This window comes from Mesorhizobium sp. P3_A10 (genome assembly GCF_056403175.1).
Map to the genome: position 1 here is coordinate 84,279 of NZ_JBFUFZ010000004.1, position 22,579 is coordinate 106,857.

The window sequence follows — 22,579 nt, forward strand, 5'->3', positions numbered from 1 at the left end:
TTTGACTATGCCGCCTGCGCCACGCGCTCCGACATCATGCGATAGGAAATCGCTTCGGCCAGATGAATGCGGCCGACCGCTTCGCTGGCCTCGAGATCGGCCAACGTCCGCGCCACCTTCAGCACCCGGTGATAGGCGCGTGCCGAAAAGCCGAGCTTTTCGCTGGCATCCCTGAGCAGCGACAGGCCTGCGGCATCCGGCATCGCGATCTCCTCGATGACCGAAGGCGAGCAATGCGCGTTGGTGGTGGCGCTGGTGACGCCTAGCCGCTCGAAACGCTCGCGCTGGATGGTGCGGGCGCGGGCCACGCGCAGCGCAACGGATGCACTCTTCTCCGCCCTATCAGGCCGGATCAGATCGCCGGCCGACACTGCCGGCACCTCGATCCTCAGATCGATGCGGTCGAGCAGCGGGCCGGAGATGCGCGCCTGATAGTCGGTGCGGCAGCGCTCGCCGCGCAGGCAGCGATAGCCGGGCTCGCCGGCCATGCCGCAGCGGCACGGGTTCATCGCCGCCACCAGCTGGATGCGCGCCGGATAGGTGACGCGATGGTTGGCGCGCGCGATCATGCAGTCGCCGGTCTCCAGCGGTTGGCGCAGCGCATCCAGCGTCTGCGGCGTGAATTCGGGAAATTCATCGAGGAACAGCACGCCGTGATGGGCGAGCGACACTTCGCCCGGCCGTGCCCTCAGGCCACCGCCGACCATCGCCGCCATCGACGCCGAATGGTGCGGCGCGCGGAACGGCCGCCGGTCGGTCAGCTTGCCCTCGCCTAGCTCTCCGGCCACCGAGGCGATCATCGAGACCTCCAAAAGCTCCTTCGGCGCCAGGGGCGGCAGGATCGACGGCAGCCGCTGCGCCAGCATCGACTTGCCTGAGCCTGGCGGGCCGACCATCAGCAGATTGTGGCCACCGGCCGCCGCCACTTCCAGCGCCCGCTTGGCGGTCTCCTGGCCCTTGATGTCGGAGAGGTCAGGCAGGTCGCGCGCCGAGGCGTGGATGCCGGCCTCGGGCCGCGACAGCACCTGCGTGCCGCGAAAATGATTGGCAATCGCAATCAGGCTGCGCGGCGCCAATATGTCGAAATCCTTGCCGGCCCAGGCCGCCTCCGGGCCGCAGCCGAACGGGCAGATCAGCCCTTTTCCCTCGGCATTGGCACCGATCGCCGCTGGCAACGCACCGGCCACTGCGGCAATGGTGCCGTCGAGCGAGAGTTCGCCGAGCACGACATAGCCGGCCAGCATGTCGCCCGGGATGGCACCGAGGGCTGCCATCAGGCCGAGCGCGATCGGCAGATCGTAATGGCTGCCTTCCTTTGGCAGGTCAGCCGGCGCCAGATTGACCGTCACCTTCTTCGACGGCATCGACAGGCCGGAAGCATGCAATGCCGCCTGCACCCGCTCGCGGCTTTCGGCCACCGCCTTGTCGGCCAGGCCGACGATATGCATGTTGACCTTGCCCGGCGCGATCATCACCTGCACGTCGACCGGCACGGCCTCGATGCCCTGGAAAGCGACCGTGCGAACCCGCGCCACCATTTTCTCTGCCCCCGGATACAGGCTCGCTCAAAGCCGATGCAACCGGGCCGTGAGCGACGTCAAAGGAAGACAAGCATAGATTTTTGGGTTAGGCAAGAACATTACGGGAACATAGGAGCGCCCGCGGCCGCCAGGCCACCTTCCGACAGCGCACGGCTTTTGCGGCACCAAGCGAGGCCGAGCTTCACACGCCCCACCCGGGAGACAGAATTAACCACATTGGAAAACGGCAAAAGCCAGTTGGCTTTGTCACCGATCCGACTCGCTTACCATGGTATCGTTGGATCGGGGGACATCCGCAGCGCGTCCAGGCGCAAAGGCGAGGAAGACCAGGATGCCGACCTTAAGCAATGGAAGTGAACTCACCGTATGGAAAGAACCCGACAATCCCAATCCAAGTCCTGACACGGTCCTTTTCAGCATTGCGGAAACCGACGGCGACGTCATCGGACCGATAGGGGCAAAGCCGGATTTCCCGTTCGGTGGGATCGATCTCGCTTCCGTCGATGTCTTCGACGGCTTCTTCACCATCACCAGCTTCACCCATGAGGGCAGGACCGAAACCTGGACGACGGTGGAAACGCAGGTCTTCGACAACGAAGGCAATCTTATCCGCACCGTGTCCGACCAGGCGGCCTTCCTGTCGGCCCGGATCGTCTCGGTCAACGCCGACAGCCCAGACAGCATCACGGTGACATGGATCGGGGCGAACGACTATTTCGGTGGCGAAAACACCCGGTACGGCCAGCATCAGATCATCCTGGCCGGCGGCGCGCTTCAGCCCGACACCTTCGTCAATCATGCGCCCTCAGCCGCCAACCTGAATGTGTCGGTTTCGCAGGGGCAATTTCTCGACGACGTCAAATTCAGCGCGGCCGATGCCGACTACGATCTCTTGAGCTTTATCATTGTAGACGGGCCGGACCACGGCAGTTTTGAGCAGAGCACGCGTTTCGACGGCAACCACTACCCGTTTCACCAAGGTCACGTCGGCACCAGCCTGCACTATCATGCGGACTTTCTGAGCGGAAATCTGTTCGACTACACGCCCGAGGCCGGCTTCGTCGGCACCGACAGTTTTACGGTTTACGCCACGGACGGCCAGGGCAACAGCAATGTGGCGACGATTACGATCACGGTCACGCCACCGGCCGAATCCGTCACGCTGACCGACGCGACGAACACCGTGAACTATGGAAGCCATGATCGTGCCGTGCTCATCGACGCGCTGGGGGGCGGCGACCGCATCACCGGCACCTCATTCAACGATACGCTCGACGGCGGCGCCGGCCACGACCAGCTGTTCGGCGGCGCCGGCGCCGACACGATCATCGGCGGCGCGGGGACCGACTGGCTGAAGGGCGACGCCGGCAATGACGAGATCAGCGGCGGTGCGGGCACGGACGGCATTCGCGGTGACGCGGGCGACGATTTCCTCGACGGCGGCGCCGGCTCCGACGACCTGCGGGGCGGCGCTGGTGACGACATCCTCAATGGCGGTGCCGGCCGCGCCCGGCTGGCCGGCGACGCGGGCAGGGATGTCTTCGTGTTCGACGCGCTTGGACCGGCGAACTACGACAGTATCGTCGACTTCGATGCGCAAGATGATGTGTTCCGGCTGGACAGCTCCGTATTCGTCGGGCTGTCGGCCGGCCCGCTTCTGGCTGCGGTCTTCGCGATAGGCAACAAAGCCGTCGATGCCAGCGACCACATTCTCTATGACGACGCGACGGGCGATCTGCTGTTCGATGTGGACGGGGCGGGCGGCGTGTCGGCTGTCAAGTTCGCCGCCATAGGCCCGGGCACATGGCTCACCGCGGACGACTTTCTCGTGTTCTAAATGCGTGGGGCGGCATTCAGCGCCGCCTCTTGCCCTCAACCGCGTCCCAGAACAGGCTGGCAATATCGGCACCGCCAAAACGCTTGACCTCGCGCACGCCGGTCGGCGAGGTCACGTTGATCTCGGTCATGTAGTCGCCGATGACGTCGATGCCGACGAGGATGAAGCCACGTTCCTTCAGCGACGGGCCGATGCGGGCGCAGATCTCGCGCTCGCGCGCCGTCAGTTCGGTCTTCTCGGCGCGGCCGCCGACATGCATGTTGGAGCGGGAATCGTGCTCGGCCGGCACCCGGTTGATGGCGCCCACCGGCTCGCCGTCGATCAGGATGATGCGCTTGTCGCCCTTGCGCACGTCCTTGAGATAGCGCTGCACGATATAGGGCTCGCGGAACATCTGGCCGAACATTTCGAGCAGCGAGGCGAGGTTGCGGTCGGCCTCGTGCAGATGGAAGATGCCGGCGCCACCATTGCCGTAGAGCGGCTTGACGATGATGTCGCCGAACTCCTTGCGGAAAGCGGCGACCTCTTGCGGGTCCTTGGTGATCAGCGTGTCCGGCATCAGGTCGGAAAACTCGGTGACAAAGATCTTTTCGGGGCTGTTGCGCACCCAGGCCGGGTCGTTGACCACCAATGTCTTGGGGTGGATGCGCTCGAGAATATGTGTCGTGGTGATGTAGTTCATGTCGAAGGGCGGATCCTGGCGCAGCAGGATGACGTCCATTTCCGACAAATCAGTGCGCACCTTCTCGCCCAACGAAAAATGGTCGCCCTTCTCGTCGCGCACCTGCATCGCCTCGATGCGGGCGAACACCTTGCCGTCGCGCAGCGACAGCCGGTCGGGCGTGTAGTGGAACAATTGGTGGCCGCGCCGCTGCGCCTCCAGCGACAGCGCGAAGGATGTGTCGCCGGCGATCGACACTGTGGAGACATGGTCCATCTGGACGGCGATTTTCAGCGGCATCTCGTGTCTCCAGCGGGATCAAGCAATTCCAGCAAAAGCGCGTAGCGTCCGGAATTGCGGCAAGGCAAGGTGCCGATATACGGAACTCGGCGGCGTCTGCCAATCGCGCTTGCTTGGCCCAGCCCTAATGCGTGTCGTCTGCGGCAAATCTGCCCTGGCGGTGTAGTTTGAGCACCGCATAAACCGCATCGTTCGCTGGTGTTGGCACCCCGAACTCCCGCCCGAGTTGAACCACCTTGCCCGCGAGCCAATCGAGTTCAAGCCGGTTGCCGTGCTCCAGATCATGCAGCATGGATGCCTTGAAGCCAGGTGGCGAGGCTTCGCCGAACTTCATCCGGTCGTCAGCAAAATCAGCCGGTAGCGATACGCCCTTGGCGCGACCGATCTCCACCACTTCGCGCATGAGATTGTAGAAGAAAGCGCGCGTGTCGGAATCTCCAAGTATCGCGCCAAGAGGTTTGCGGGTCGCTGCGGTCGCTCCAGAAAGCCCGATCAGGAAAACAAATTTTTGCCACCTCTCGCGCTCAATCGCGTCGGTCAATGCGCCGTCGAGCCTCGCTGCCGAGGCGGCATCGGCAAAGGCCTTCAGCATTGCGTCAGGCTTGCCGTCCGCACGCCCGAAGATGAGGCGCGCGAATTTGCTTGTATGCGCCACCACGCCAGGCGCGGCGATCGTCGCCGCGATATAGGCGCAGCCCGAAACCACATTCCCGGCGCCGAGGATCGGGCTCAGTCGCTCTATGCTGTCCACACCGTTCTGGAGGGTAACTACGCGCGTGGCGGGCCCAACGAGCGAACGCGCGCGCTCGGCCGCCTTTTCGGTATCCCAGAGCTTCACCGCGAAAAGCACGATATCGACCGGGCCGATCGAGGCAGGGTTGTCGGTGACATTCGGATTCGGCAGGTGCAGATCGCCGAGAACGCTTTGGATCCTCAATCCGTTCGCCTTGAGTGCCTCGAGATTGGCACCTCGCGCGACGAAGAACACATCGTGCCCCGCTGCTGCCATCCGCGAGCCGAAATATCCGCCGATGGCGCCGGCGGCCATCACTGCAATACGCATCTCATCCCCCTTTGTCGGGTTCGACGACCTGGCCCGGCTGACGACTGCCAAGGCAGCGCGGTTCGGCCCTTAGCCAATTTCCTTTGATTGAGTATTGGCTAATATACGCTTACGCCGGGGGAACCGTGAATGAAAGTCAATGTCGTCTACGCACACCCGCTCGCCGACAGCTACCAGGCATCGCTTCACAAACGCGTCGTGCAGACACTCAAAGCCAGGGGCGACGAGGCAGGGGCAGATCCAAGTCTGAACAGGAGGGGAGATGGCCACGCAGGAAAACTGGAATGCAATGTCGGATTCGGCAGCCGGCGCTACTTTGCCTTCGGCGACAACGCTGACCGGAAACCACATCAGCCTCGCCCCACTCTGCCTTGAAGATGCGGAGGATATCTTTCGGCTCACCCACGCCCGCGGACGCGACGAAATCTGGGCTGAAATGAAGGTTGGACCATTCGACGGGATCGAGTCTTTCCGGGCTCATGTCGGCAGCATACTCAACGACCAATCGCGCACATTCCTGACGCTACGCACCAAAGCGGCGGTGGGACCGGTCGGCTGGCTTTGTCTGATGGAGGCCAGACCGGCGCACAGGGTGATCGAGCTGGGCTACGTGCTCTTCTCGCCGGCGCTGCAACGGACGATCGCGGCCAGCGAATCTCTCTTCCTGATCATGCGACACATCTTCGACGACCTCGGCTATCGGCGGTTGGAGTGGACGTGCACTACGGACAATGCGAAATCGAGGCGAGCGGCCGACAGGTTGGGCTTTGTCTTTGAGGGCATATTGCGCCACGGATTGGTGCTGAAGGGCCACGCACGCGATATCTGCATGTATTCGATGCTGGCACGCGAATGGTCGGTCGCCGGCGCGGCATTTGATGCCTGGCTGTCCCCCGACAATTTCGTCAATGGCCGTCAGATGCGATCCTTGCAGGACGTAAGAGCGGCGGCATCTTCGGGCTTTGCGCCAGCGTAGGCTCATGCAGTCAATGCGGCGCGCGGGGTCATGCGCTCCGCGGGTCACCTTCCTCGGACCAGCGCCTCAGCGGTCGAAGACCAGCCTGGAGTAGCCAAGGAAGGACAGCGCCATGGCGATCAGCGAGGCGATCGCCAGCGCCGCCAGCGGCGGCATCGCCGGCAAGGTAAGCAGGATGGCTGAGTAGACGAGATAGTTGACGATGCTGGTGGCGATGCCGACGCCGCCATAGCGCGCGCCCTCTTTTGCGATGCCGCGGCTTGACGGCGAGAAGGTGAAATGGCGGTTGATCAGCCAGGTGACGGTGAGCGCAAAGCCGATCGAGAGGAGGCGGGCGACGAACGGCCCAAGCGGCGTGACGGCCAGCAGCAGCCAAAGTGCCGCAGCGTCGGCGACGAAACCGACGCCGCCGGCAAAGAGGAAGCGGACGAGGCGGTTCACGACAGGCTCTAGGCCGCCCGGGGGGTCTTGCCCGGCTCGGCCTTCACGTTTGCGTGCGGGCCGGCGCGTTCGACGCGGCCCGACGGCATCGACAGATAGAAGATGCGCTTCTGCTCGGCCCGGCCGCGCGATACCGAATCGAGGATCACACCGGTCACCCCCGCCAGCATGGAAAGCAGGAGCAGGCCGACCGACAGCACCCAGGTCGGCATGCGCGGTACAAGGCCGGTCTCGGCGAATTCGATCAGCACCGGTATCATCAGGCCGATGCTGGCCGACAGGAAGAACAGCGCGAATGTCCCGAAGAAGCGCAGCGGCTGCGTCTCCTTCATCAGCATGGCGAACATCCACAGGATCCTGGCGCCGTCGCGAAAGGTCGACAGCTTGGACGACGAACCTTCCGGCCGGCGGCCATAGTCGAGGGCGATCTCGCTGACCGGCAATTTGAGCTGCGAGGCATGCACCGACATTTCGGTCTCGATCTCGAAGCCGCCGGAAACGGCTGGGAAGCTTTTGACGAAGCGTCGGGTGAAGACGCGATAGCCCGAAAAGATGTCGGTGAAGTCGGTGCCGAAGAGGCGCTTGTAGAGGCTGTTGAAGACGCGGTTGCCGAAGGCATGGCCGGAGCGACCGGCATCGTCGGTGACGCCGCGCCTGGTGCCGACCACCATGTCGCAGCGTTCGGTCAAGAGCGTGTTGATCAGCTGCGGCGCGTCCTCCGGCGCATAGGTGCCGTCGCCGTCGGCCATCAGGTAGATGTCGGCGTCGACATCGGCGAACATGCGGCGCACGACATTGCCCTTGCCTTGGCGCGGCTCGCGGATGACGATGGCGCCGGCGGCGCGTGCCTTCAGCGCCGTGAGATCCCTGGAATTGTTATCGTAGACATAGATGGCGGCAGCAGGCAGGGCTTCGCGAAAACGCAGCACCACCTCGGCGATCGTCAACTCCTCATTGTAGCAAGGCAGGAGCACGGCGATGGTGGGTTCATAGCGAACTTCGTGCGGCATTTTCGTCTCCGGATGCCAATTGGCGCTCCATGGCCGCGCCGAATGTCGGCTGCGCTCAGGCGGCTTTACTATTTATTGAAGCTGTTAAGGCTAGGTTTAAACCGCCTCGCATTCCCCCAAAGGTCATGAAGATGAGCACAGTCAAGGATGGCGCTTCCACCTGGAAGCCCGATGTCATGCTGGCTTTGCTTGCCACGTTGGTGGCGTTTGCCGTCAACGCCTGGACGGGTTTCCCGCATTTGGCCAATGCCGGCGGCGACAACGACAGCCTTCTGCGCATGGTCGAGGTTCGCGACATGCTGGCCGGCCAGGGCTGGTTCGATCTGCATCAATACAGGATGGGGCCGGAAGGTGGTTTCGTCATGCACTGGTCGCGGCTGGTCGATGCGCCGCTTGTCGGCATCATCCTGGCGGCAAAGGCCCTGACCGGCAGCATGGCTGTCGCCGAAAACGTCGCGCAAGTGCTCTGGCCGGCGCTGCTCTTCTGTGTGGCCGTGTTTTTCATCGCCCGCGCGGCGCGCAGTTTCGGCGGCTCGGGCGCCGTGCTGCCCGCGATCGTCGTCGGTGCGGCGGCGCTGCATTTCATCGGCATCTTTTTGCCGGGGGCCCTTGATCACCACAATGTCCAGCTGACGCTGACCATCGCCAGCCTCAGCCTGCTGCTCGAGGCACCTGTGCGCCGGTGGGCTGCACTTTTTTCCGGCCTGTGTGCTGCCTTGACCCTGGCCGTCGGCATGGAAACTGCACCCTATGTCGCCACCATCGGTGCCTGCGTCGCGCTGCTCTTTGTCGTCGACCCAGGCGGCGAACGGCTGATCGCCAGGGATTTCGGCCTCGGCTTTGCCGGGGTTTCAGCGCTCGTCTTCGTCACGACCATCCCGATCTCGGCCTGGGGCCAGGCGCAATGCGACGCGTTCTCGACCGTGCAGTTCGTGGTCGCGGCACTCGCCGGAACCGGCCTTGCAGCCATCGTTTCGGTCGACGCGACCGGCCGCACGCGCCGGCGGCGGTTGATCTCGCTCGGCCTGCTTGCCGTCGTGCTGGGCGCTGTCGTGGTGGCGCTGTTCCCGCAATGCCTGGTAGCTCCTTATGCGAACCTTGATCCGCGCCTCAAGGATTTGTGGCTCGATCACATCGACGAGGCGCAGTCGCTGTTCAAACTCTTCGTCTACGATCCGGCCAGGGTGGTGGCGCGCTATGTCACCCCGCTGGTGGCGATCGTCCTGATGGCGCTTCGCCTCGGCCGCGGCCGCAGCGGCTGGCGCCGGCAGGACAGCCTTGTCGGCGCTCTTCTTGTCGTGGCGTTCATCGTCAGCGCCTGGCAGGTTCGCGGTTCGACATTCTCGATTGCCTTTGCGGTGATCCCACTTTCTGCCTGGATCGCCAAATGGCGTGAGCGGGCGCAAACCAGTCCCTCACGCAGCGTGTCGCTGCGCATGGCCGCAGTCTGGCTGGTGTCGATGAACGCCGTCTGGACCGGCGCCGCCGCCGCGACCTCGATCGCCTTTGACGCCAACAAGGTTGCTACCAAGGACGCAGGTATAGACGCCGTGTGCGAGGCCAAGGCATCGTTCGCAGCGCTGGCGCGGCAGCCCGACACCACCGTGCTCGCCATTTCCAACCTCGGCTCGCCGATCCTGGCCTATTCCGGACACCGCGCATTCGCCGGACCCTATCACCGCAACATCGCCGGCGATCTGCTTGCGCTCGATGCTTTCCTGGGATCAGCCGCTGACGCCAGGGCAATTGTGGCGGCGCATAATGTCGGCCTGGTGGCGCTGTGCCGTGGCAGCGCGGAAAGCAAGCTTCTCGCCGCCAAGGCGCCGCAAGGCTTTCTTGCCGGGCTGATGCAAGGCACTGTGCCGGATTGGCTCGAGCCGGTATTGGAAACCAAGGGAGCCCCCATCGAACTCTATCGTGTCCGGCAAGGTGCCTGAAGGCATCCGTCCCTGAAAAGGGTCGGACATTTCATGCCATCGGCAGCTTTTCTTCAGCCGACGAAAAAATCGATTTCGCGATACGTTTCCTAAAGGGTTTGCTGGCAGTCTGGCCATAAATTCCGATATTCAAAACAGGGACACCGATGCAAACGACGTTTGGCACCGGGCAGGCAAGCAGGGAAAGCTCGGATCAGGCCTTCACGGATCCGTTGACCGGACTTGGCAATCACCGCCGCTTCTTCGACAAGGTCGACCGCCTGATCAGCGATCGCTCCGAGGACCCGGCGCCGTTCACGGTCGGCATTCTCGATCTTGATGGCTTCAAGCCGATCAACGACCTGTTCGGGCACAAGGCCGGCGACGATATCCTGATCCAGGTGGCGATGCGGCTGCGCGCCTCGATGGACAGCTATTCCACCGTCTGTCGTATCGGCGCCGACGAATTCGCCTTCCTCTATCCGATGGTGTTCTCAGAAGACGCCGCGGCTGAAAAGTCGCGCATGCTGATCGAGATACTGTCAGCGCCCTATGATGTCGGCGAACGCACCGCCAGGCTTTCGGCCTCGGTTGGCTGCTCGCTGTTCTACTCTGGCGACGAGACCACGGAAATCCTGGTCAACAAGGCCGAAACGGCCCTCTATCATGCCAAGCGTTCGGGCCGCGGCCGGGTTGTCGTCTACACCCGCGAGATGGAAGAGGCCGCCAAGCGCGTCACCCGCATCGAGCAGGCGCTGCGCCGCGCCGTCTCCGCCGGCGAGGTTGAGCCGCATTTCCAGCCCATCGTCGATTTGAACACCCGCCGCACCATCGGCTTCGAGACGCTGGCGCGCTGGACCGATCGCGACCTCGGCTCGGTGCCGCCGACGGTCTTCATCCCCATCGCCGAGGAGCGCGGCATCATCGGTCCGCTCTCGCAGCTGGTGCTGCGCAAGGCCACCGAAGCGGCCCGGAGCTGGCCCAAGGACCTGTTCCTGTCCTTCAACCTGTCGCCGTCGCAGCTCGTCGACCAGAACACCGGCCTGCACATTTTGGCCATCCTCGACCGCAGCGGTTTCGATCCGCGCCGGCTGGAGATCGAGATCACCGAGACCGGCCTGATGAACGATCCGGCCTCGGCCGAGAAGATCGTCGAGGATCTGCGCCGCGTCGGCATCCGCGTCTCGCTCGACGATTTCGGCACCGGCCAGTCCTCGCTCGGCCGCTTGCGCGAGTTCCATTTCGACAAGCTCAAGATCGACCGCGCCTTCGTTTCCTCCATTCTCGACGACCGGCCGTCGGAACACATCATCCGCGCCATCCTCGCCATGTGCGAGGGGCTCGGTATGGACGTGGTCGCCGAAGGCATCGAACAGGAGGCGCAGGCCGACCGCCTCGTCCAGTTCGGCTGCGCTGGCGGCCAGGGCTATCTGTTCGGCAGGCCGGTCGATGCCGACGCCACGCTCGGCTACCTCCGCGATTCCTATCGCGGCGCCTTGCACGCCAAGGCAGTCTGAACCGGCGATCTCGACGCAGTCAGCATTCCCGCCGCACGCCCGGTGCGGCGCATTGTCGTTTTGTCTGACATATGCCCGCAAATCCGACGTTTCGCCCTTGCCCACACGACGTGTCTGGCTAGGATGCGCGCCGGTCAGGCTGGGAGAGAACAGATATGATGCCATCGGCGGATTTTGCCGACCTTAGGGGAGCCTCGGTGCTGATCACCGGTGGCGGCTCCGGCATTGGCGCGGCACTGACAGAAGGCTTCGTGCGCCAGGGCGCGAAAGTCGCCTTCATCGACATCGCCGACGGGCCAAGCACAGCGCTTGCCGATAGCGTCGAAAAGCAAACTGGCTTTCGGCCGCTCTACTTCAAGACCGATTTGCGCGACGTCGAGGCCTTGCGGACGTCGGCAGCCAGCGCTGCGGCGGCGCATGGCGATGTCACCGTGCTGGTCAACAATGCCGCGTGGGACGAACGCCACGCCGTCGAAGACGTGACGGTCGAATTCTGGGACAACAACCAGGCCATCAATCTGCGGCCGCATTTCTTCACCGCGCAAGCCGTGGCGCCGGGCATGAAACGGGCCGGCGGCGGCTCGATCATCAACTTCACCTCGACCTCCTACCTGATCAACCACCCCGACATGCCGGCCTATACCGCCGCCAAGGCCGGTATCCTGGGTCTCACCAAGGGCCTCGCCGGCAAGCTTGGTGTTGACGGGATTCGCGTCAACGCCATCGCGCCTGGCTGGGTGATCACCGAGCGGCAGAAGGAACTCTGGGTGACCGAACAGGCGCTAGCCGCCCATGTCGCCAAGCAGTGCATCAAGCAGGTGATGCAGCCGGAAGACATCGTTGGAACGGTGCTGTTCCTGGCGTCGGACGCTTCGCGCATGCTGACCGCGCAGATGCTGATCGTCGACGGAGGCTTCCTGTGAGCCAGGTTCCGGGAAGCAAAGTGCCTGCTGTCGCCGCCGTCGACTGGGGCACCACCCGCATGCGGGTCTGGCTCGTCGACGATGCCGGCAAGGTTCTTGTCGAGCGCCGCGGCGATGACGGGCTGATCACCGCGCAGCAAAAAGGCTTCTCGACCATTCTCGAAGGCCATCTGGCGGCCATGGGCGCGCCGGAAGCGCTGCCCATCATCATCTGCGGCATGGCTGGTTCCCGCCAGGGTTGGCTCGAGGCGCCCTACGTCACCGTGCCGTCGCCGCTCGATGCCATCCTTGCCGGGGCAGCCAAAGTTCCCGGCCAGCGCCGCGACATCCGCATCGTGCCGGGCCTCGCCCAGCGAGCTCTCGACGCGCCAGATGTGATGCGCGGCGAGGAAACACAGCTTGCCGGCGCTGGTTTGCCGGCAAAGGGCCGCCAGCTCGTCTGCATGCCGGGCACGCATTCGAAATGGGTGCTGGTCGAGGACGGCGCTGTCGGCGGTTTTGGCACCTGGCCGACCGGCGAGCTGTTTTCGGTGCTGGCCGCGCATTCGATCCTGCGTCATTCGCTGGGCGAGCAACCAAAGCCGGTCACATCAGACAACCCGTTTTTCCAGGACTGGTGCCGCAAGGCGCTGGCTGAGGGCGGCGATGTCACCTCAAGACTGTTTTCGATCCGCGCCGCCGGCCTGCTGCAGGACCTGAAGCCCGACGATGCCGCTGCGTGTCTCTCCGGCCTGCTGATCGGCGGCGAGATCGCCTCGGCTAACCGGCGCTATGGTGCAAATGCCGCGCCCGTCGTGCTGGTTGCCTCAGGCGCGCTGGGCACGCTTTATACTGAGGCGCTCGGCCTTGCTGGGCTTGCGGTCAGGGTTGTCGACGCCGACGAGGCGGTGCGTGCCGGCCTGATCGAGGCCGCGCGCGAAAACGGCATGATCGGCCGAACGTGACTGATCGAGAAGGCATGATCGCCATCAACGGAGTTATCGCATGAACCAGACCGCACCTTTCCCAAAGCTTAGGCGTGGTTTGGTTGCCATCCTGCGCGGCCTCAAGCCGGAGGAGGCGGTGGCTGTTGGCCGGGCGCTGTTCGAAGCCGGCATCGAAGCCATCGAAGTGCCGCTCAATTCGCCGCAGCCGTTCGCGTCGATCGCCAGCATTGTCAGAGCGCTTCCCGGCTCGGCGCTGGTCGGCGCCGGGACCGTACTGACACCGGACGATGTCGATGGCTTGCACGAGGCCGGCGGCAGGCTGCTGGTCAGCCCCAACATCGATGCGCAAGTCATGGGTCGCGCCATGCAGCACGGCATGGTGACGATGCCCGGCGTGTTCACCCCGACCGAAGCCTTCCAGGCGATCCGGCTCGGCGCCTCGGCGTTGAAATTCTTCCCGGCAAGCGTGCTCGGCGCGGCGGGCATTTCGGCGATGCGCGCGGTGCTGCCGGTTGAGACGCTGGTCGGCGCCGTTGGTGGCGTTTCGGAAAAAGACTTTGCCGGCTACAAAGTGGCCGGCGTCAGCGTCTTCGGCCTCGGCTCCAGCCTATTCAAGCCGGGCATGAGCGTTGACGAGGTGGCCGCGCGGGCTCAGGCCGCCGTTGCTGCCTGGGATGCAGCCTTCGGAGCGGCCTCATGAACGAAACCATCGTTTCCGTCTTTTCCGACCATGTCTGCCATCTCGGCGAGGGGCCAAGCTACGATCCGGCCACCGATACGCTCTACTGGTTCGACATCGTCAACTGTCAGCTTCTGGAAAAGCGCTTTTCCGGCGGTGTGCTGAAGATCCATGAGCTTGGCCAGATGGCCAGCGCCATCGCCATCATCGACGACCAGCGCCAGCTGATCGCCACCGAGACGGGCCTGCATGTGCGCGACGTGGCGACCGGCAAGCTGACGCTGCACACCGCCATCGAGGCCGACAATCCGCTCACCCGCTCCAACGATTCGCGCGTCCATCCTTGCGGCGCCTTCTGGGTCGGCACGATGGGCAAAAGCGAGGCGAAAGGCGCCGGCTCGATCTACTGGTTCTTCAAGGGCGAATTGCGCAAGCTATTCTCCGACATCACCGTGTCGAACTCGATCTGTTTTTCCGAGGATGGCGCCATCGCCTATTACACCGACACCTCGACCGGGCTGTTGATGCGCGTCGCCTGCAATCCAGCGACTGGCCTGCCATCCGACGAGCCGAAAGTGTTCGTCGATCACCGCGCTTCCAAGGGTTACATCGACGGCTCCGTGCTCGACCGCGACGGCGTGCTGTGGAACGCCGTCTGGGGCGGCAAGGTCATCGAAGCCTATGGCCCCGACGGCAAGCTCCTGCGCTCGGTCGCCATGCCGGTGACGCAACCATCCTGCCCGGCCTTTGTCGGCGCCAAGGCCAACCGGCTGGCGGTGACCTCGGCCTGGAAGGGCAAGGACGACAAGCAGCGCAAGCTCGATCCGCAGGGCGGCATGACCTTCCTTCTCGATATCGAGGTCAACGGCCGCTTCGAGCCGCGCGTGCTGATCGCCTGACGGCTCGGTGCCGGTCCTTAGGTGTCGGGCAACCATACCGCCAAGCAGAGCGCTGCCTGTGTTGAACTGCTCCGCAGGAGAGAGCACTGTCTATCGATGCTCATGTTGGTGCACTGGTTGAGAATCTCGCCCGATCTGGTCGTGCGGGTCTCCAAGGTAATCATAGCCGCGGCCTCGCGCCTGTATGCGAAGTTGCTCCTGGCCGGCCTCTTCTTGGCAATGGTTGCATTCGGCGCGGACACGTCGGGCCAACCATCACCGCAACTGTGCATCGTCCCGATTGCTGACGGCCAGCCAACGGAAGCGGACGAGGGAGACGCCTGGCGGATGGTGTTCAGGGTCGTCTTGCTTCCGGACATTCCTCGGCCCATCATCTATCCGTCCAACCGCTCGGGAGTATGGACGATAGATGAGACAGGCAGCTATGTGCGGTTTGGCGGCAAGTTCCCATCCAACCAAATTCATGATCGTTTCGCACGCGACCCCTCCACAAAGCGCGTCGTTGGAACAAACAGCTTCGACGGCCTGTTCAAAATCGATGCGGGTGCGACGCGCTTCGAGCAAATCGTTTTGGGCAAAGAGGCGTCGCTAGACCATCCTGGAGCTCCGACATTCGTGCCGCGCCTCGATGGATTTGTTGTTCCTGACCCAACTGGGCTTTACCTCCTTGATCGTCGGATGCGGCTTGCGCTGCTGCCGGTGGATGCTCCTGCCAACTATGGCGGGCCGGGTGAGGTCTTCGATCTACCTGAGATAAACGCCCTGCTGATAAGTGCCGGTGACCGTGTTTTTCTGCGCTTCGATGACGGCAGGCTCGTCCTCATCGCGACCTTGGAAAAGTGGGACTTTGTAACTGGCACCACGGTGGGATCGAAGGGCACCTCGATCGCGATCAAGACTTACTGGAACGAGTTCGCCGTGGAGCTGCCCCCAAGGCACGTAGACGGCGCCTTCGAAGAGCCGGTCGATGCGCATCTGGTGCGTCCACGGCCACAACCAGGGGCCGGCAATTCTTCGGAAGGCAGGGCTATCAGTGTGGCGAGCATCGGGAAGACCCTGGTGTGGAAACCAACAGGATTGTGGGAGCGAGAAGGGGATCGCCTTACCCCTATCGCTTTGCCGTTCGATCCGACAAGGCAGAACCTCACCGATGTCGCCGAGTTCCCGCCATTGAAGGTAGTGGTGATCTTCTCCCGTGCGGGGATTTTCACACTCGATGCCGAGGCGCGCGTAAGCGAGGTGTCTGGCGGCCGCAACGCTGTTGGTCCAGGTTCCATTCGAAGCGAAGGTATCATCCCTCTTCGCAACGAGATGATCGTCCTGGGCAACAATGCGCTTCACCTGTTGGCAAAGAGCGGAACCTTAGGGCGCAATGGCTGTCTTTCGGCCCGCGATCATTCCTGAACCTTCATCTCCATCCGCGGTCCGAGTCGTCGACGCCTTGTTACTCAATCGCCCGGACCGGTCGGTTTCCCGCAAGCCGATTGCCTCGGCCGTGCGATGGTGGCGCACGAATTGAAATAGAGCGATGCATCAGATGCCGCAAAAAACGCCGACGTTGATCCTCGTCCACGAGCCGGAAAAGGCCTGTCTCGACCGGCTGGTCGCCGACGGCTTTCCGGCCAAACGTGCGCTCGAAATCTCGTCCTATCTGGCACAGTCGACCGACCTTGCGCCTGAATTCGATGAGCTTGCCGCGGCTTGCGAGCGGCGCGGCCTAATCTTCATACCGGTCGACCTCGACGATGCCGCGGTAGCACTGGCGAAGGCCGATCCGCAGACGACACTGGTCTGGACACTGACCGACGGCATCGCCTATTTCCGCGGTGGTGCAGTACCCGCTTTGGCAAGGCTGAACGGCCTGAAAACCATCGGTGCCGACGATGCGCTGTTTGCACTCTGCCAGGACAAGTTCCGCTCCGGCGCCGTGCTTGGGGCACTCGGCCTGCCGGTGCCGGCGGCCGGCCTCGCCCGCGACGGCCACTGGCTGTCCGAGCCACCGGCCTCTTCTGCCGGCTGGTTCGTCAAGCCGAACCGTCTCGGCGCCAAGATCGGCATCTGGCCGGATTCGCGCTGCACCGATCTCGGCCACGCGCTGGAACTTAGCCGGCGTGTTTTCGCCGCCTATCGCGACGATGTCGTCGTGCAGCCCTATGTTGCCGGGCGCAATGTGCGGGCCAGTTTCCTCGGCCTGAAGCCGGACACCGGCGCCGAGGCGCTCGGCATCGTCTTTGTCGATTCAGGCGCCGATTTCCAGACCATGGCAGACAGCCTGGCGCTCTATGGCGATACCGGCGAGGCGGCCAAGGCGGCAGGACACTACACCGAGCCTGCGCTGCTGCCGGTCGCCGACACCCAGCCGGCAGCCGCCGCAACAATCCGCCGCATTGCTGAGAGGCTGATCAGCGGGCTCGGCCTGCGCGATGTGTTTTCGATCGATCTCCGGGTCGAGGCGGACGATCATGTCCATCTCATCGAGTTCGAGGTCTGCCCCGGCCTGCCCTGCTTCGATTTCCGCGCCTATTGCCGCTCGCAATGGGGGATGAGCCTTGCCGATGCGATGGCCGAGACCGCTGCAAACCGGCTGGTCGGCCAGGAAAGTCGCGTATAGACGGCGCAACCGAAACCGCCAGGCTTTTTGGCGACGTGCAGGTTCTGGCCGCGCGCTTGACGCTTGCCGCCTTGCCTCTAGTGTCGGCTGACGACCCCTAGCGAAGGCCGCGCGATGAACACCACGCCCGTCAGCCCCGAAACCCTCCACCATCATGTCAGGCGCATGGCTGGACGCGATCCGCATGAGGGGCATCGTGTCGCGACCCCGCTCGAACTTCTGTTCGACCTGACCTTCGTGACTGCTTTCAGCCTCGCGTCTTCCCAACTCGCCCATGCGCTGGCCGAAGGCCACTATGCCGCCGCCCTGCTCGGCTTCGCTTTTGCCAGCTTCGCCATCTGCTGGGCCTGGATCAATTTCTCCTGGTTCTCCTCGGCCTACGACACCGACGACTGGATTTTCCGCCTCGTCACCATGGTGCAGATGATCGGCGTGCTGGTGCTGGCGATCGGTCTGCCACGCATGTTCGCTTCGATCGAGCACGGCGGGCATCTCGACAATTCCATCATGGTGCTCGGCTACGTCATCATGCGCGTCGCCATGATATTCCAGTGGCTGCGCGCGGCGAGGCAGGATCCCGCCCGGCGTCGTGCTTGCCTGACCTATGCCACGGCCATCTCGGTGGCGCAGATCGGCTGGGTGGTGCAAATCCTGGTCGATTTCTCCTTGTCGGCGAGCTTGCTGTTCGGCGCTGCCCTGCTTGTCATCGAACTCGCCGGGCCGGTGATCGCCGAGCGCAAGGATGGCGGCACGCCCTGGCACGCTCACCACATGGCCGAGCGCTACAGCCTGTTCGCCATCATTGCGCTGGGTGAAGGGGTTGTCGGCACGCTGGCGACGCTTTCGGCCGTGGTCGAGGAGCAGGGCTGGAACCTCGATGCGGCCCTTGTCGGCATCGCCGGCACCGGGCTCACCTTCGGCATGTGGTGGGTCTACTACATAGTGCCGTCAGCGCCGATACTTCACGCGCATCGCAACCGCGCTTTCATCTGGGGCTATGGGCAGATGCTGATCGTCACCGCCATCGTCGCGACCGGCGCCGGGCTGCACGTCGCGGCCTATTTCATCGAGCACAAGGCGCATATCGGCCCGCTTGCGACGCTGCTCACCGCGGCTATTCCGGTGGGTGGTTTCCTGGGATTGATCTATGCGCTCTATTACTATCTTGTTCCGCGCTTCGATCCCCTGCACGTCTGGCTGCTGACCGCGACCGCGGGGGTGGTTGTGTCAGCCGTTTTCGCGGCGCTTGCCAGCGTCGACATCGCGGTTTGCCTCGTCATTCTCATGCTCGCGCCGGCCGTCACCGTCGTCGGCTACGAAATGCTCGGACACCGTCATCAGGCGGAGGCGCTGGCCGTTGGCGAACGCTCAACGGCCGACTAGAAGACGAACTTCAGACCCCTTCGACCAGCACGATTTCGCCGTCGGCCACCTTCTGGCGAATGGCCGCGGCGCGCTGATATTCCGGCGAGTGGTAGCAATCATGCGCCGCGGCAAGCGACGGAAACTCGATGATGACGTTGCGGGCGCGGCCGGCGCCTTCGGCAAATTCGTAGGGTCCGCCGCGTGCCAGGAATTTTAGGTCGAATTTGTCGAAGGCCAGTTTGGCGGCGGCGACATATTCCTTGTAGCCTTCGGCGTCGCGCACTTCGACGCGGGCAATCCAGTATCCCTTGGGCATTTCTTTTCTCCGAAATTTGTTCGTGGGAACGTTTATGCCGAGCGCATCTCATCAAGAATGGCTTCCGCCGCCGCGCGCCGGTCGCTTGCCGCGACGATGGGGCGGGCGACGACGAGGTGGCTGGAACCGTTGCGGATCGCTTGCGCCGGCGTCACCACGCGCTTCTGGTCGCCATGGTCGCTGCCCTTGGGCCGGATGCCCGGCGTCACCACGGCCATGTTCGGCCCGACGATGCGGCGCACCGCTTCGGCTTCCTCGGCCGAGCAGACGATACCGCCCATGCCGGCATGCAGTGCCTGTTCCGAGCGCCGCAGCACCAGCGTATGCGGGTCATACTCATAGCCGACATCGATCATGTCCTGTTCGTCCATCGAGGTCAGCACACTGACGGCAAGCAGGCAAAGCTCGCTGCCCCTGGCGGCTTCCACCGCCGCCCGCATCGCCTTCGGGTAGGCGTGGATGGTCAGCATGCTGACGCCCATCTTGACGATGTTCTCGACGCCCTTGGCCACCGTGTGGTCGATGTCGAGCAGCTTCATGTCGAGGAAGACTTTTGTGCCGCCGCTGGCCAATTCCCTGGCAAAGTCCAACCCGCCGGCGAAGGCCAGCTGATAGCCGATCTTGTAGAAGGAGACGACGCCTTCGAGCTCGCGCACCGCGTCCTCGGCCTGCTTCAGCGTCGGCACATCGAGGCCGACGATCAGCCTGTCGCGCATCGTCTCTTGCGCGTGGATCATGCCTCGATCCGGGTCGACAGGAGACGCGAGGTTTCGATCAGCGTGCGGCATAGATGCTCCATCGATTTATGCAGTCTTGCGTCCCTGAAATTGCCGCTGTCGTCGAAGGCGTTGCCGCCCTCCGGCACCGAGCACTCAGGCGTCACCACCTCCATCTGGCAGCGCACCAGCACGGCGCGCAGATGGTTGATGCAGCGTATCCCGGCGAAATGTCCATTGGAAGACGAACAGAGGCCGGCGACCTTGCCGGCAAGCGGCCTGAACGAGCCGCCGCCATCCTTGCGCACCAGGCTTACCCAGTCGATGCTGTTCTTGAGCAGTGGTGGGATGGAGCCGTTATATTCGGGCGTGGCGATCAGCAGCCCGTCATGGGCGGCGATCAGTCGGGCGAGTCTGACGGCGTTGTCGGGAACGCCCTTTTCCTTTTCCAGGTCCTCGTCGAGGATCGGCAGCGGATAGTCGGCGAGCGAGATGCGGGTCACCTCGGCGCCCTGCATGGCCAGCTCCTTCTGCGCCACATCGGCGGTCCTGCCGCTGAAGGCGCCGGTGCGGATCGAGCCGGCGAAGACGAGGATTTTCGGGGTTACTGCCATTGGCATCCGGAGGAAGCGGACCGCTTCAGGGTGTGTTGAGATTCAGGTCAGGCCGAGTCGAAAATGGCTGATACCGAGAACCGGAGCGGAGCGTACTCAAAGTACGTGAGCACCGGAAGCGCAGGAAGCTGCCATTTGCAGGCCGGCCTCACCTGAATATCGGCATACCCTAATGCGCCTTGCGGCGGTAGATCCACAGCTGCGTCGGCGGGATGTTGCGGATGACGAAGTGGAAATGCTCGACCGTGTAGTCGCCGCGGCCGGGCGGGATCGGCGACAGCGGACCGTAGGTCAGCTGCACGATCGGCCGTCCCTCCGGGATACGGTCGAGCAGGCTTTCGATATAGGCGATGCGCTGTGCCACCGGGAAGTTGAGCAGCGGCACGCCCGAGACGACCGAATCGAAGACCATCTCGCTCTTGTCACCGAGCGTGGCGTTGAGATTGAAGGCGTCGCCTTCGATCACATGGACGCCCGGGTAGATGCGGCGCAAATGGCGGACGAAATCGGTGGAATATTCGACCGCGTAGAGATCTTCAGGCTTCACGCCGAGCGCCAGGATGGCGCGGGTGATGACACCGGTGCCGGGGCCGACTTCGAGCACCGGCAGGCCGGACTTGGGATTGACGATCGAGGCCATCTTGCGGGCGGTGATGGAGCTGGTCGGGACGATCGATCCGACTGTCTTCGGCTTGTCGATCCAGCCCTTGAAGAACTTCAGCTCGTCGTCGAACTTTTCCGCCAGTGCTTTCCGCAATCCCGGACCACGTGCCATGCAAGTTCTCCTGAAGGCTTCCCTGACGCTACTTAGCACCTAGGCAGTCCAAGGCAAGGCGCGGTCGCGCCAATGGCGTGGATAAGATAGTTTTTGTCGCGTCTCAAGGCGCGACGTTTTTCACGGACTCAACGCGGGCATCGTTGGTTTCGCGCTGGATGCCCCAAACCGGCTCTCGCTTTGGAGCGATAGATATCAGTGCTCGCCGAAGGACTCGAAGAAATCCTTCATGCGGGCGAAAAAGCCGCTCGACTGGGGCGAATTGTCCTGTGACGATAGCTGCTCGAACTCTTCCAGCAATTCGCGCTGGCGGCGCGACAGGTTCTGCGGCGTCTCGACCGCGGTCTGGATATAGAGATCGCCGACATTGGGCTGGCGCAGCACCGGCATGCCCTTGCCCTTGAGGCGGAACTGGCGGCCGTTCTGGGTGCCTTCCGGCACCTTCACCTTGGTCTGCGTGCCGTCCAGCGTCGCCACCTCGAACGAGCCGCCAAGGGCGGCCGTCGTCATCGAGATCGGCACCTTGCAGTAGAGATCGGCGCCGTCGCGCTGGAAGAATTCGTGCGGCTTGACCGCCAGGAAAATATAGAGATCGCCCGACGGGCCGCCGCGCAGACCGGCCTCGCCCTCATTGGCAAGCCGGATACGGGTGCCGTCCTCGATACCGGCCGGGATGTTGACCGACAGGGAACGCTCCTCGACGACCCGGCCCTGTCCCGCGCATTTCGGGCACGGGTCCTTGATCGTCTGGCCGCGGCCCTGGCACTGCGGGCAGGTGCGCTCGATCGAGAAGAAACCTTGCGTCGCCCGCACCTTGCCGTGGCCGTTGCACATCGCGCAGGTGACGGGCTGCGTGCCCGGCTTGGCGCCGGTCCCTGAGCATTCCGAACAGGAGATCGAGGCTGGCACGCGGATCTGCGCGGTCTTGCCGGCGAACGCCTCTTCCAGCGAGATTTCCATATTGTAGCGCAAATCGGCGCCGCGCTCGCGGCCGCCCGACGAGCGGCGCTGGCGCCCGCCCATCATGTCGCCGAAAATGTCTTCGAAAATATCGGCGAAGCCGCCGCCGCCAAAGCCTTGTGCGCCGCCATTCATGCCGCCCTGTTCGAAGGCGGCGTGGCCGAAACGGTCATAGGCCGCGCGCTTCTGCGGGTCCTTCAGCGTCTCGTAGGCTTCATTGATTTCCTTGAACTTGTGCTCGCAGGAATGGTCGCCCGGGTTGCGGTCTGGATGGAACTGCATGGCGAGCTTGCGGAAAGCGCTCTTGAGCTCCTTCTCGTCGGCGCCCTTTTGCACGCCCAGCGTTTCGTAGAAATCAGCTTTCATCTTTTCCCGCAGTCCGGATGCTCAACGTCTTGAAGCTTTATGCGTCGCTTGCCGGCACGTTGTGTCGATTTAGGTGCGATGGGGCCGGGATGCCAGTGTCGACACCGGTTTGTCCGTGTTTTTTCGGCCGGGCTCGCACTTTTTTGGCCAAGGGTTGCAAAAAAGCC

Annotated in this window: 22 protein-coding genes; 11 read left to right on the forward strand and 11 right to left on the reverse strand. The window is 63.6% G+C overall.

Annotation, left to right across the window (positions count from 1 at the left end; translation table 11 throughout):
* Positions 1–5: 5 nt before the first annotated feature.
* Complete coding sequence (locus AC1DXU_RS17175) at positions 6–1,538, reverse strand: YifB family Mg chelatase-like AAA ATPase (protein WP_477370597.1); 1,533 nt, start codon at positions 1,536–1,538, stop codon at positions 6–8.
* A gap of 343 nt (positions 1,539–1,881) precedes the next feature.
* Entirely contained in the window at positions 1,882–2,085 is a 204-nt protein-coding gene (locus AC1DXU_RS17180) for a hypothetical protein (RefSeq protein WP_477370600.1), read from the reverse strand.
* 27 nt (positions 2,086–2,112) lie between these two features.
* On the opposite strand from AC1DXU_RS17180, the gene AC1DXU_RS17185 reads away from it, so the two are divergent.
* The gene (locus AC1DXU_RS17185) at positions 2,113–3,378 is read left to right on the forward strand and encodes an Ig-like domain-containing protein (RefSeq protein ID WP_477370604.1); all 1,266 of its coding nucleotides are present in this window, start codon (positions 2,113–2,115) and stop codon (positions 3,376–3,378) included.
* Between the two features lie 16 nt (positions 3,379–3,394).
* Here the strand turns inward: AC1DXU_RS17185 and gshB are convergent, their stop codons facing one another.
* The gene (gene gshB / locus AC1DXU_RS17190) at positions 3,395–4,339 is read right to left on the reverse strand and encodes a glutathione synthase (RefSeq protein WP_477370607.1); all 945 of its coding nucleotides are present in this window, start codon (positions 4,337–4,339) and stop codon (positions 3,395–3,397) included.
* 124 nt (positions 4,340–4,463) lie between these two features.
* On the reverse strand, positions 4,464–5,402 hold the full coding sequence (locus AC1DXU_RS17195) for a 2-dehydropantoate 2-reductase (RefSeq protein ID WP_477370610.1): 939 nt from the start codon (positions 5,400–5,402) through the stop codon (positions 4,464–4,466).
* 262 nt (positions 5,403–5,664) lie between these two features.
* Between AC1DXU_RS17195 and AC1DXU_RS17200 the strand changes: the two genes are divergently transcribed.
* Positions 5,665–6,378 carry a GNAT family N-acetyltransferase gene (locus AC1DXU_RS17200; protein WP_477370613.1) on the forward strand — a complete coding sequence of 238 codons (714 nt, stop codon included), beginning with the start codon at positions 5,665–5,667 and terminating at the stop codon, positions 6,376–6,378.
* A gap of 66 nt (positions 6,379–6,444) precedes the next feature.
* On the opposite strand, the gene AC1DXU_RS17205 is transcribed toward AC1DXU_RS17200, so the two are convergent.
* Both AC1DXU_RS17205 and AC1DXU_RS17210 read right to left on the reverse strand, forming a co-directional pair.
* The gene (locus AC1DXU_RS17205; RefSeq protein ID WP_477370616.1) at positions 6,445–6,819 is read right to left on the reverse strand and encodes a GtrA family protein; all 375 of its coding nucleotides are present in this window, start codon (positions 6,817–6,819) and stop codon (positions 6,445–6,447) included.
* A gap of 8 nt (positions 6,820–6,827) precedes the next feature.
* Entirely contained in the window at positions 6,828–7,829 is a 1,002-nt protein-coding gene (locus AC1DXU_RS17210) for a glycosyltransferase (protein WP_477370619.1), read from the reverse strand.
* Positions 7,830–7,960: 131 nt separating this feature from the next.
* Between AC1DXU_RS17210 and AC1DXU_RS17215 the strand changes: the two genes are divergently transcribed.
* The 9 genes from AC1DXU_RS17215 (at position 7,961) to AC1DXU_RS17255 (ending at position 18,683) form a co-directional block, all read left to right on the forward strand.
* On the forward strand, positions 7,961–9,766 hold the full coding sequence (locus AC1DXU_RS17215; RefSeq protein WP_477370622.1) for a GtrA family protein: 1,806 nt from the start codon (positions 7,961–7,963) through the stop codon (positions 9,764–9,766).
* 146 nt (positions 9,767–9,912) lie between these two features.
* On the forward strand, positions 9,913–11,262 hold the full coding sequence (locus AC1DXU_RS17220) for a putative bifunctional diguanylate cyclase/phosphodiesterase (RefSeq protein WP_477370625.1): 1,350 nt from the start codon (positions 9,913–9,915) through the stop codon (positions 11,260–11,262).
* 155 nt (positions 11,263–11,417) lie between these two features.
* Complete coding sequence (locus AC1DXU_RS17225) at positions 11,418–12,185, forward strand: SDR family NAD(P)-dependent oxidoreductase (RefSeq protein WP_477370629.1); 768 nt, start codon at positions 11,418–11,420, stop codon at positions 12,183–12,185.
* Between the two features lie 20 nt (positions 12,186–12,205).
* Positions 12,206–13,129 (forward strand): 2-dehydro-3-deoxygalactonokinase, encoded by a 924-nt coding sequence (locus AC1DXU_RS17230; protein ID WP_477370632.1) that lies wholly within the window; start codon positions 12,206–12,208, stop codon positions 13,127–13,129.
* Between the two features lie 40 nt (positions 13,130–13,169).
* The gene (locus AC1DXU_RS17235) at positions 13,170–13,811 is read left to right on the forward strand and encodes a 2-dehydro-3-deoxy-6-phosphogalactonate aldolase (protein ID WP_477370635.1); all 642 of its coding nucleotides are present in this window, start codon (positions 13,170–13,172) and stop codon (positions 13,809–13,811) included.
* Positions 13,808–14,689: an SMP-30/gluconolactonase/LRE family protein gene (locus tag AC1DXU_RS17240; protein WP_477370638.1), complete on the forward strand. Its 882-nt coding sequence runs from the start codon at positions 13,808–13,810 to the stop codon at positions 14,687–14,689. Before AC1DXU_RS17235 ends, AC1DXU_RS17240 begins: the two co-directional genes overlap by 4 nt.
* A 96-nt stretch (positions 14,690–14,785) precedes the next feature.
* A complete protein-coding gene (locus AC1DXU_RS17245) occupies positions 14,786–16,093 on the forward strand; it encodes a hypothetical protein (RefSeq protein WP_477370641.1) in 1,308 nt (435 codons plus the stop codon).
* Positions 16,094–16,226: 133 nt separating this feature from the next.
* The gene (locus AC1DXU_RS17250; RefSeq protein WP_477370644.1) at positions 16,227–17,300 is read left to right on the forward strand and encodes a D-alanine--D-alanine ligase family protein; all 1,074 of its coding nucleotides are present in this window, start codon (positions 16,227–16,229) and stop codon (positions 17,298–17,300) included.
* Positions 17,301–17,414: 114 nt separating this feature from the next.
* A complete protein-coding gene (locus tag AC1DXU_RS17255; protein WP_477370647.1) occupies positions 17,415–18,683 on the forward strand; it encodes a low temperature requirement protein A in 1,269 nt (422 codons plus the stop codon).
* 10 nt (positions 18,684–18,693) lie between these two features.
* Here AC1DXU_RS17255 and AC1DXU_RS17260 read toward each other — a convergent pair whose 3' ends face one another.
* The 5 genes from AC1DXU_RS17260 to dnaJ form a co-directional block, all read right to left on the reverse strand.
* The gene (locus AC1DXU_RS17260) at positions 18,694–18,981 is read right to left on the reverse strand and encodes a DUF1330 domain-containing protein (protein ID WP_477370650.1); all 288 of its coding nucleotides are present in this window, start codon (positions 18,979–18,981) and stop codon (positions 18,694–18,696) included.
* A gap of 32 nt (positions 18,982–19,013) precedes the next feature.
* Complete coding sequence (gene pyrF / locus AC1DXU_RS17265) at positions 19,014–19,718, reverse strand: orotidine-5'-phosphate decarboxylase (RefSeq protein ID WP_477370653.1); 705 nt, start codon at positions 19,716–19,718, stop codon at positions 19,014–19,016.
* Positions 19,715–20,311: an NADPH-dependent FMN reductase gene (locus AC1DXU_RS17270; protein ID WP_477370656.1), complete on the reverse strand. Its 597-nt coding sequence runs from the start codon at positions 20,309–20,311 to the stop codon at positions 19,715–19,717. Before AC1DXU_RS17270 ends, pyrF begins: the two co-directional genes overlap by 4 nt.
* Before the next feature lie 169 nt (positions 20,312–20,480).
* Entirely contained in the window at positions 20,481–21,086 is a 606-nt protein-coding gene (gene pmtA / locus AC1DXU_RS17275) for a phospholipid N-methyltransferase PmtA (protein ID WP_477370659.1), read from the reverse strand.
* Positions 21,087–21,281: 195 nt separating this feature from the next.
* Entirely contained in the window at positions 21,282–22,412 is a 1,131-nt protein-coding gene (gene dnaJ / locus AC1DXU_RS17280) for a molecular chaperone DnaJ (RefSeq protein WP_477370662.1), read from the reverse strand.
* Between the last annotated feature and the right edge of the window lie 167 nt (positions 22,413–22,579).

Bases quoted from the DNA above. Each gene is read 5' to 3' on its own strand.
- AC1DXU_RS17175 (WP_477370597.1), bottom strand. From the start codon at position 1,538: ATGGTGGCGCGGGTTCGCACGGTCGCTTTCCAGGGCATCGAGGCCGTG.
- AC1DXU_RS17180 (WP_477370600.1), bottom strand. From the start codon at position 2,085: ATGGGTGAAGCTGGTGATGGTGAAGAAGCCGTCGAAGACATCGACGGA.
- gshB (WP_477370607.1), bottom strand. From the start codon at position 4,339: ATGCCGCTGAAAATCGCCGTCCAGATGGACCATGTCTCCACAGTGTCG.
- AC1DXU_RS17195 (WP_477370610.1), bottom strand. From the start codon at position 5,402: ATGCGTATTGCAGTGATGGCCGCCGGCGCCATCGGCGGATATTTCGGC.
- AC1DXU_RS17200 (WP_477370613.1), top strand. From the start codon at position 5,665: ATGGCCACGCAGGAAAACTGGAATGCAATGTCGGATTCGGCAGCCGGC.
- AC1DXU_RS17210 (WP_477370619.1), bottom strand. From the start codon at position 7,829: ATGCCGCACGAAGTTCGCTATGAACCCACCATCGCCGTGCTCCTGCCT.
- AC1DXU_RS17215 (WP_477370622.1), top strand. From the start codon at position 7,961: ATGAGCACAGTCAAGGATGGCGCTTCCACCTGGAAGCCCGATGTCATG.
- AC1DXU_RS17220 (WP_477370625.1), top strand. From the start codon at position 9,913: ATGCAAACGACGTTTGGCACCGGGCAGGCAAGCAGGGAAAGCTCGGAT.
- AC1DXU_RS17225 (WP_477370629.1), top strand. From the start codon at position 11,418: ATGATGCCATCGGCGGATTTTGCCGACCTTAGGGGAGCCTCGGTGCTG.
- AC1DXU_RS17235 (WP_477370635.1), top strand. From the start codon at position 13,170: ATGAACCAGACCGCACCTTTCCCAAAGCTTAGGCGTGGTTTGGTTGCC.
- AC1DXU_RS17240 (WP_477370638.1), top strand. From the start codon at position 13,808: ATGAACGAAACCATCGTTTCCGTCTTTTCCGACCATGTCTGCCATCTC.
- AC1DXU_RS17245 (WP_477370641.1), top strand. From the start codon at position 14,786: ATGCTCATGTTGGTGCACTGGTTGAGAATCTCGCCCGATCTGGTCGTG.
- AC1DXU_RS17250 (WP_477370644.1), top strand. From the start codon at position 16,227: ATGCCGCAAAAAACGCCGACGTTGATCCTCGTCCACGAGCCGGAAAAG.
- AC1DXU_RS17255 (WP_477370647.1), top strand. From the start codon at position 17,415: ATGAACACCACGCCCGTCAGCCCCGAAACCCTCCACCATCATGTCAGG.
- AC1DXU_RS17260 (WP_477370650.1), bottom strand. From the start codon at position 18,981: ATGCCCAAGGGATACTGGATTGCCCGCGTCGAAGTGCGCGACGCCGAA.
- pyrF (WP_477370653.1), bottom strand. From the start codon at position 19,718: ATGATCCACGCGCAAGAGACGATGCGCGACAGGCTGATCGTCGGCCTC.
- AC1DXU_RS17270 (WP_477370656.1), bottom strand. From the start codon at position 20,311: ATGGCAGTAACCCCGAAAATCCTCGTCTTCGCCGGCTCGATCCGCACC.
- pmtA (WP_477370659.1), bottom strand. From the start codon at position 21,086: ATGGCACGTGGTCCGGGATTGCGGAAAGCACTGGCGGAAAAGTTCGAC.
- dnaJ (WP_477370662.1), bottom strand. From the start codon at position 22,412: ATGAAAGCTGATTTCTACGAAACGCTGGGCGTGCAAAAGGGCGCCGAC.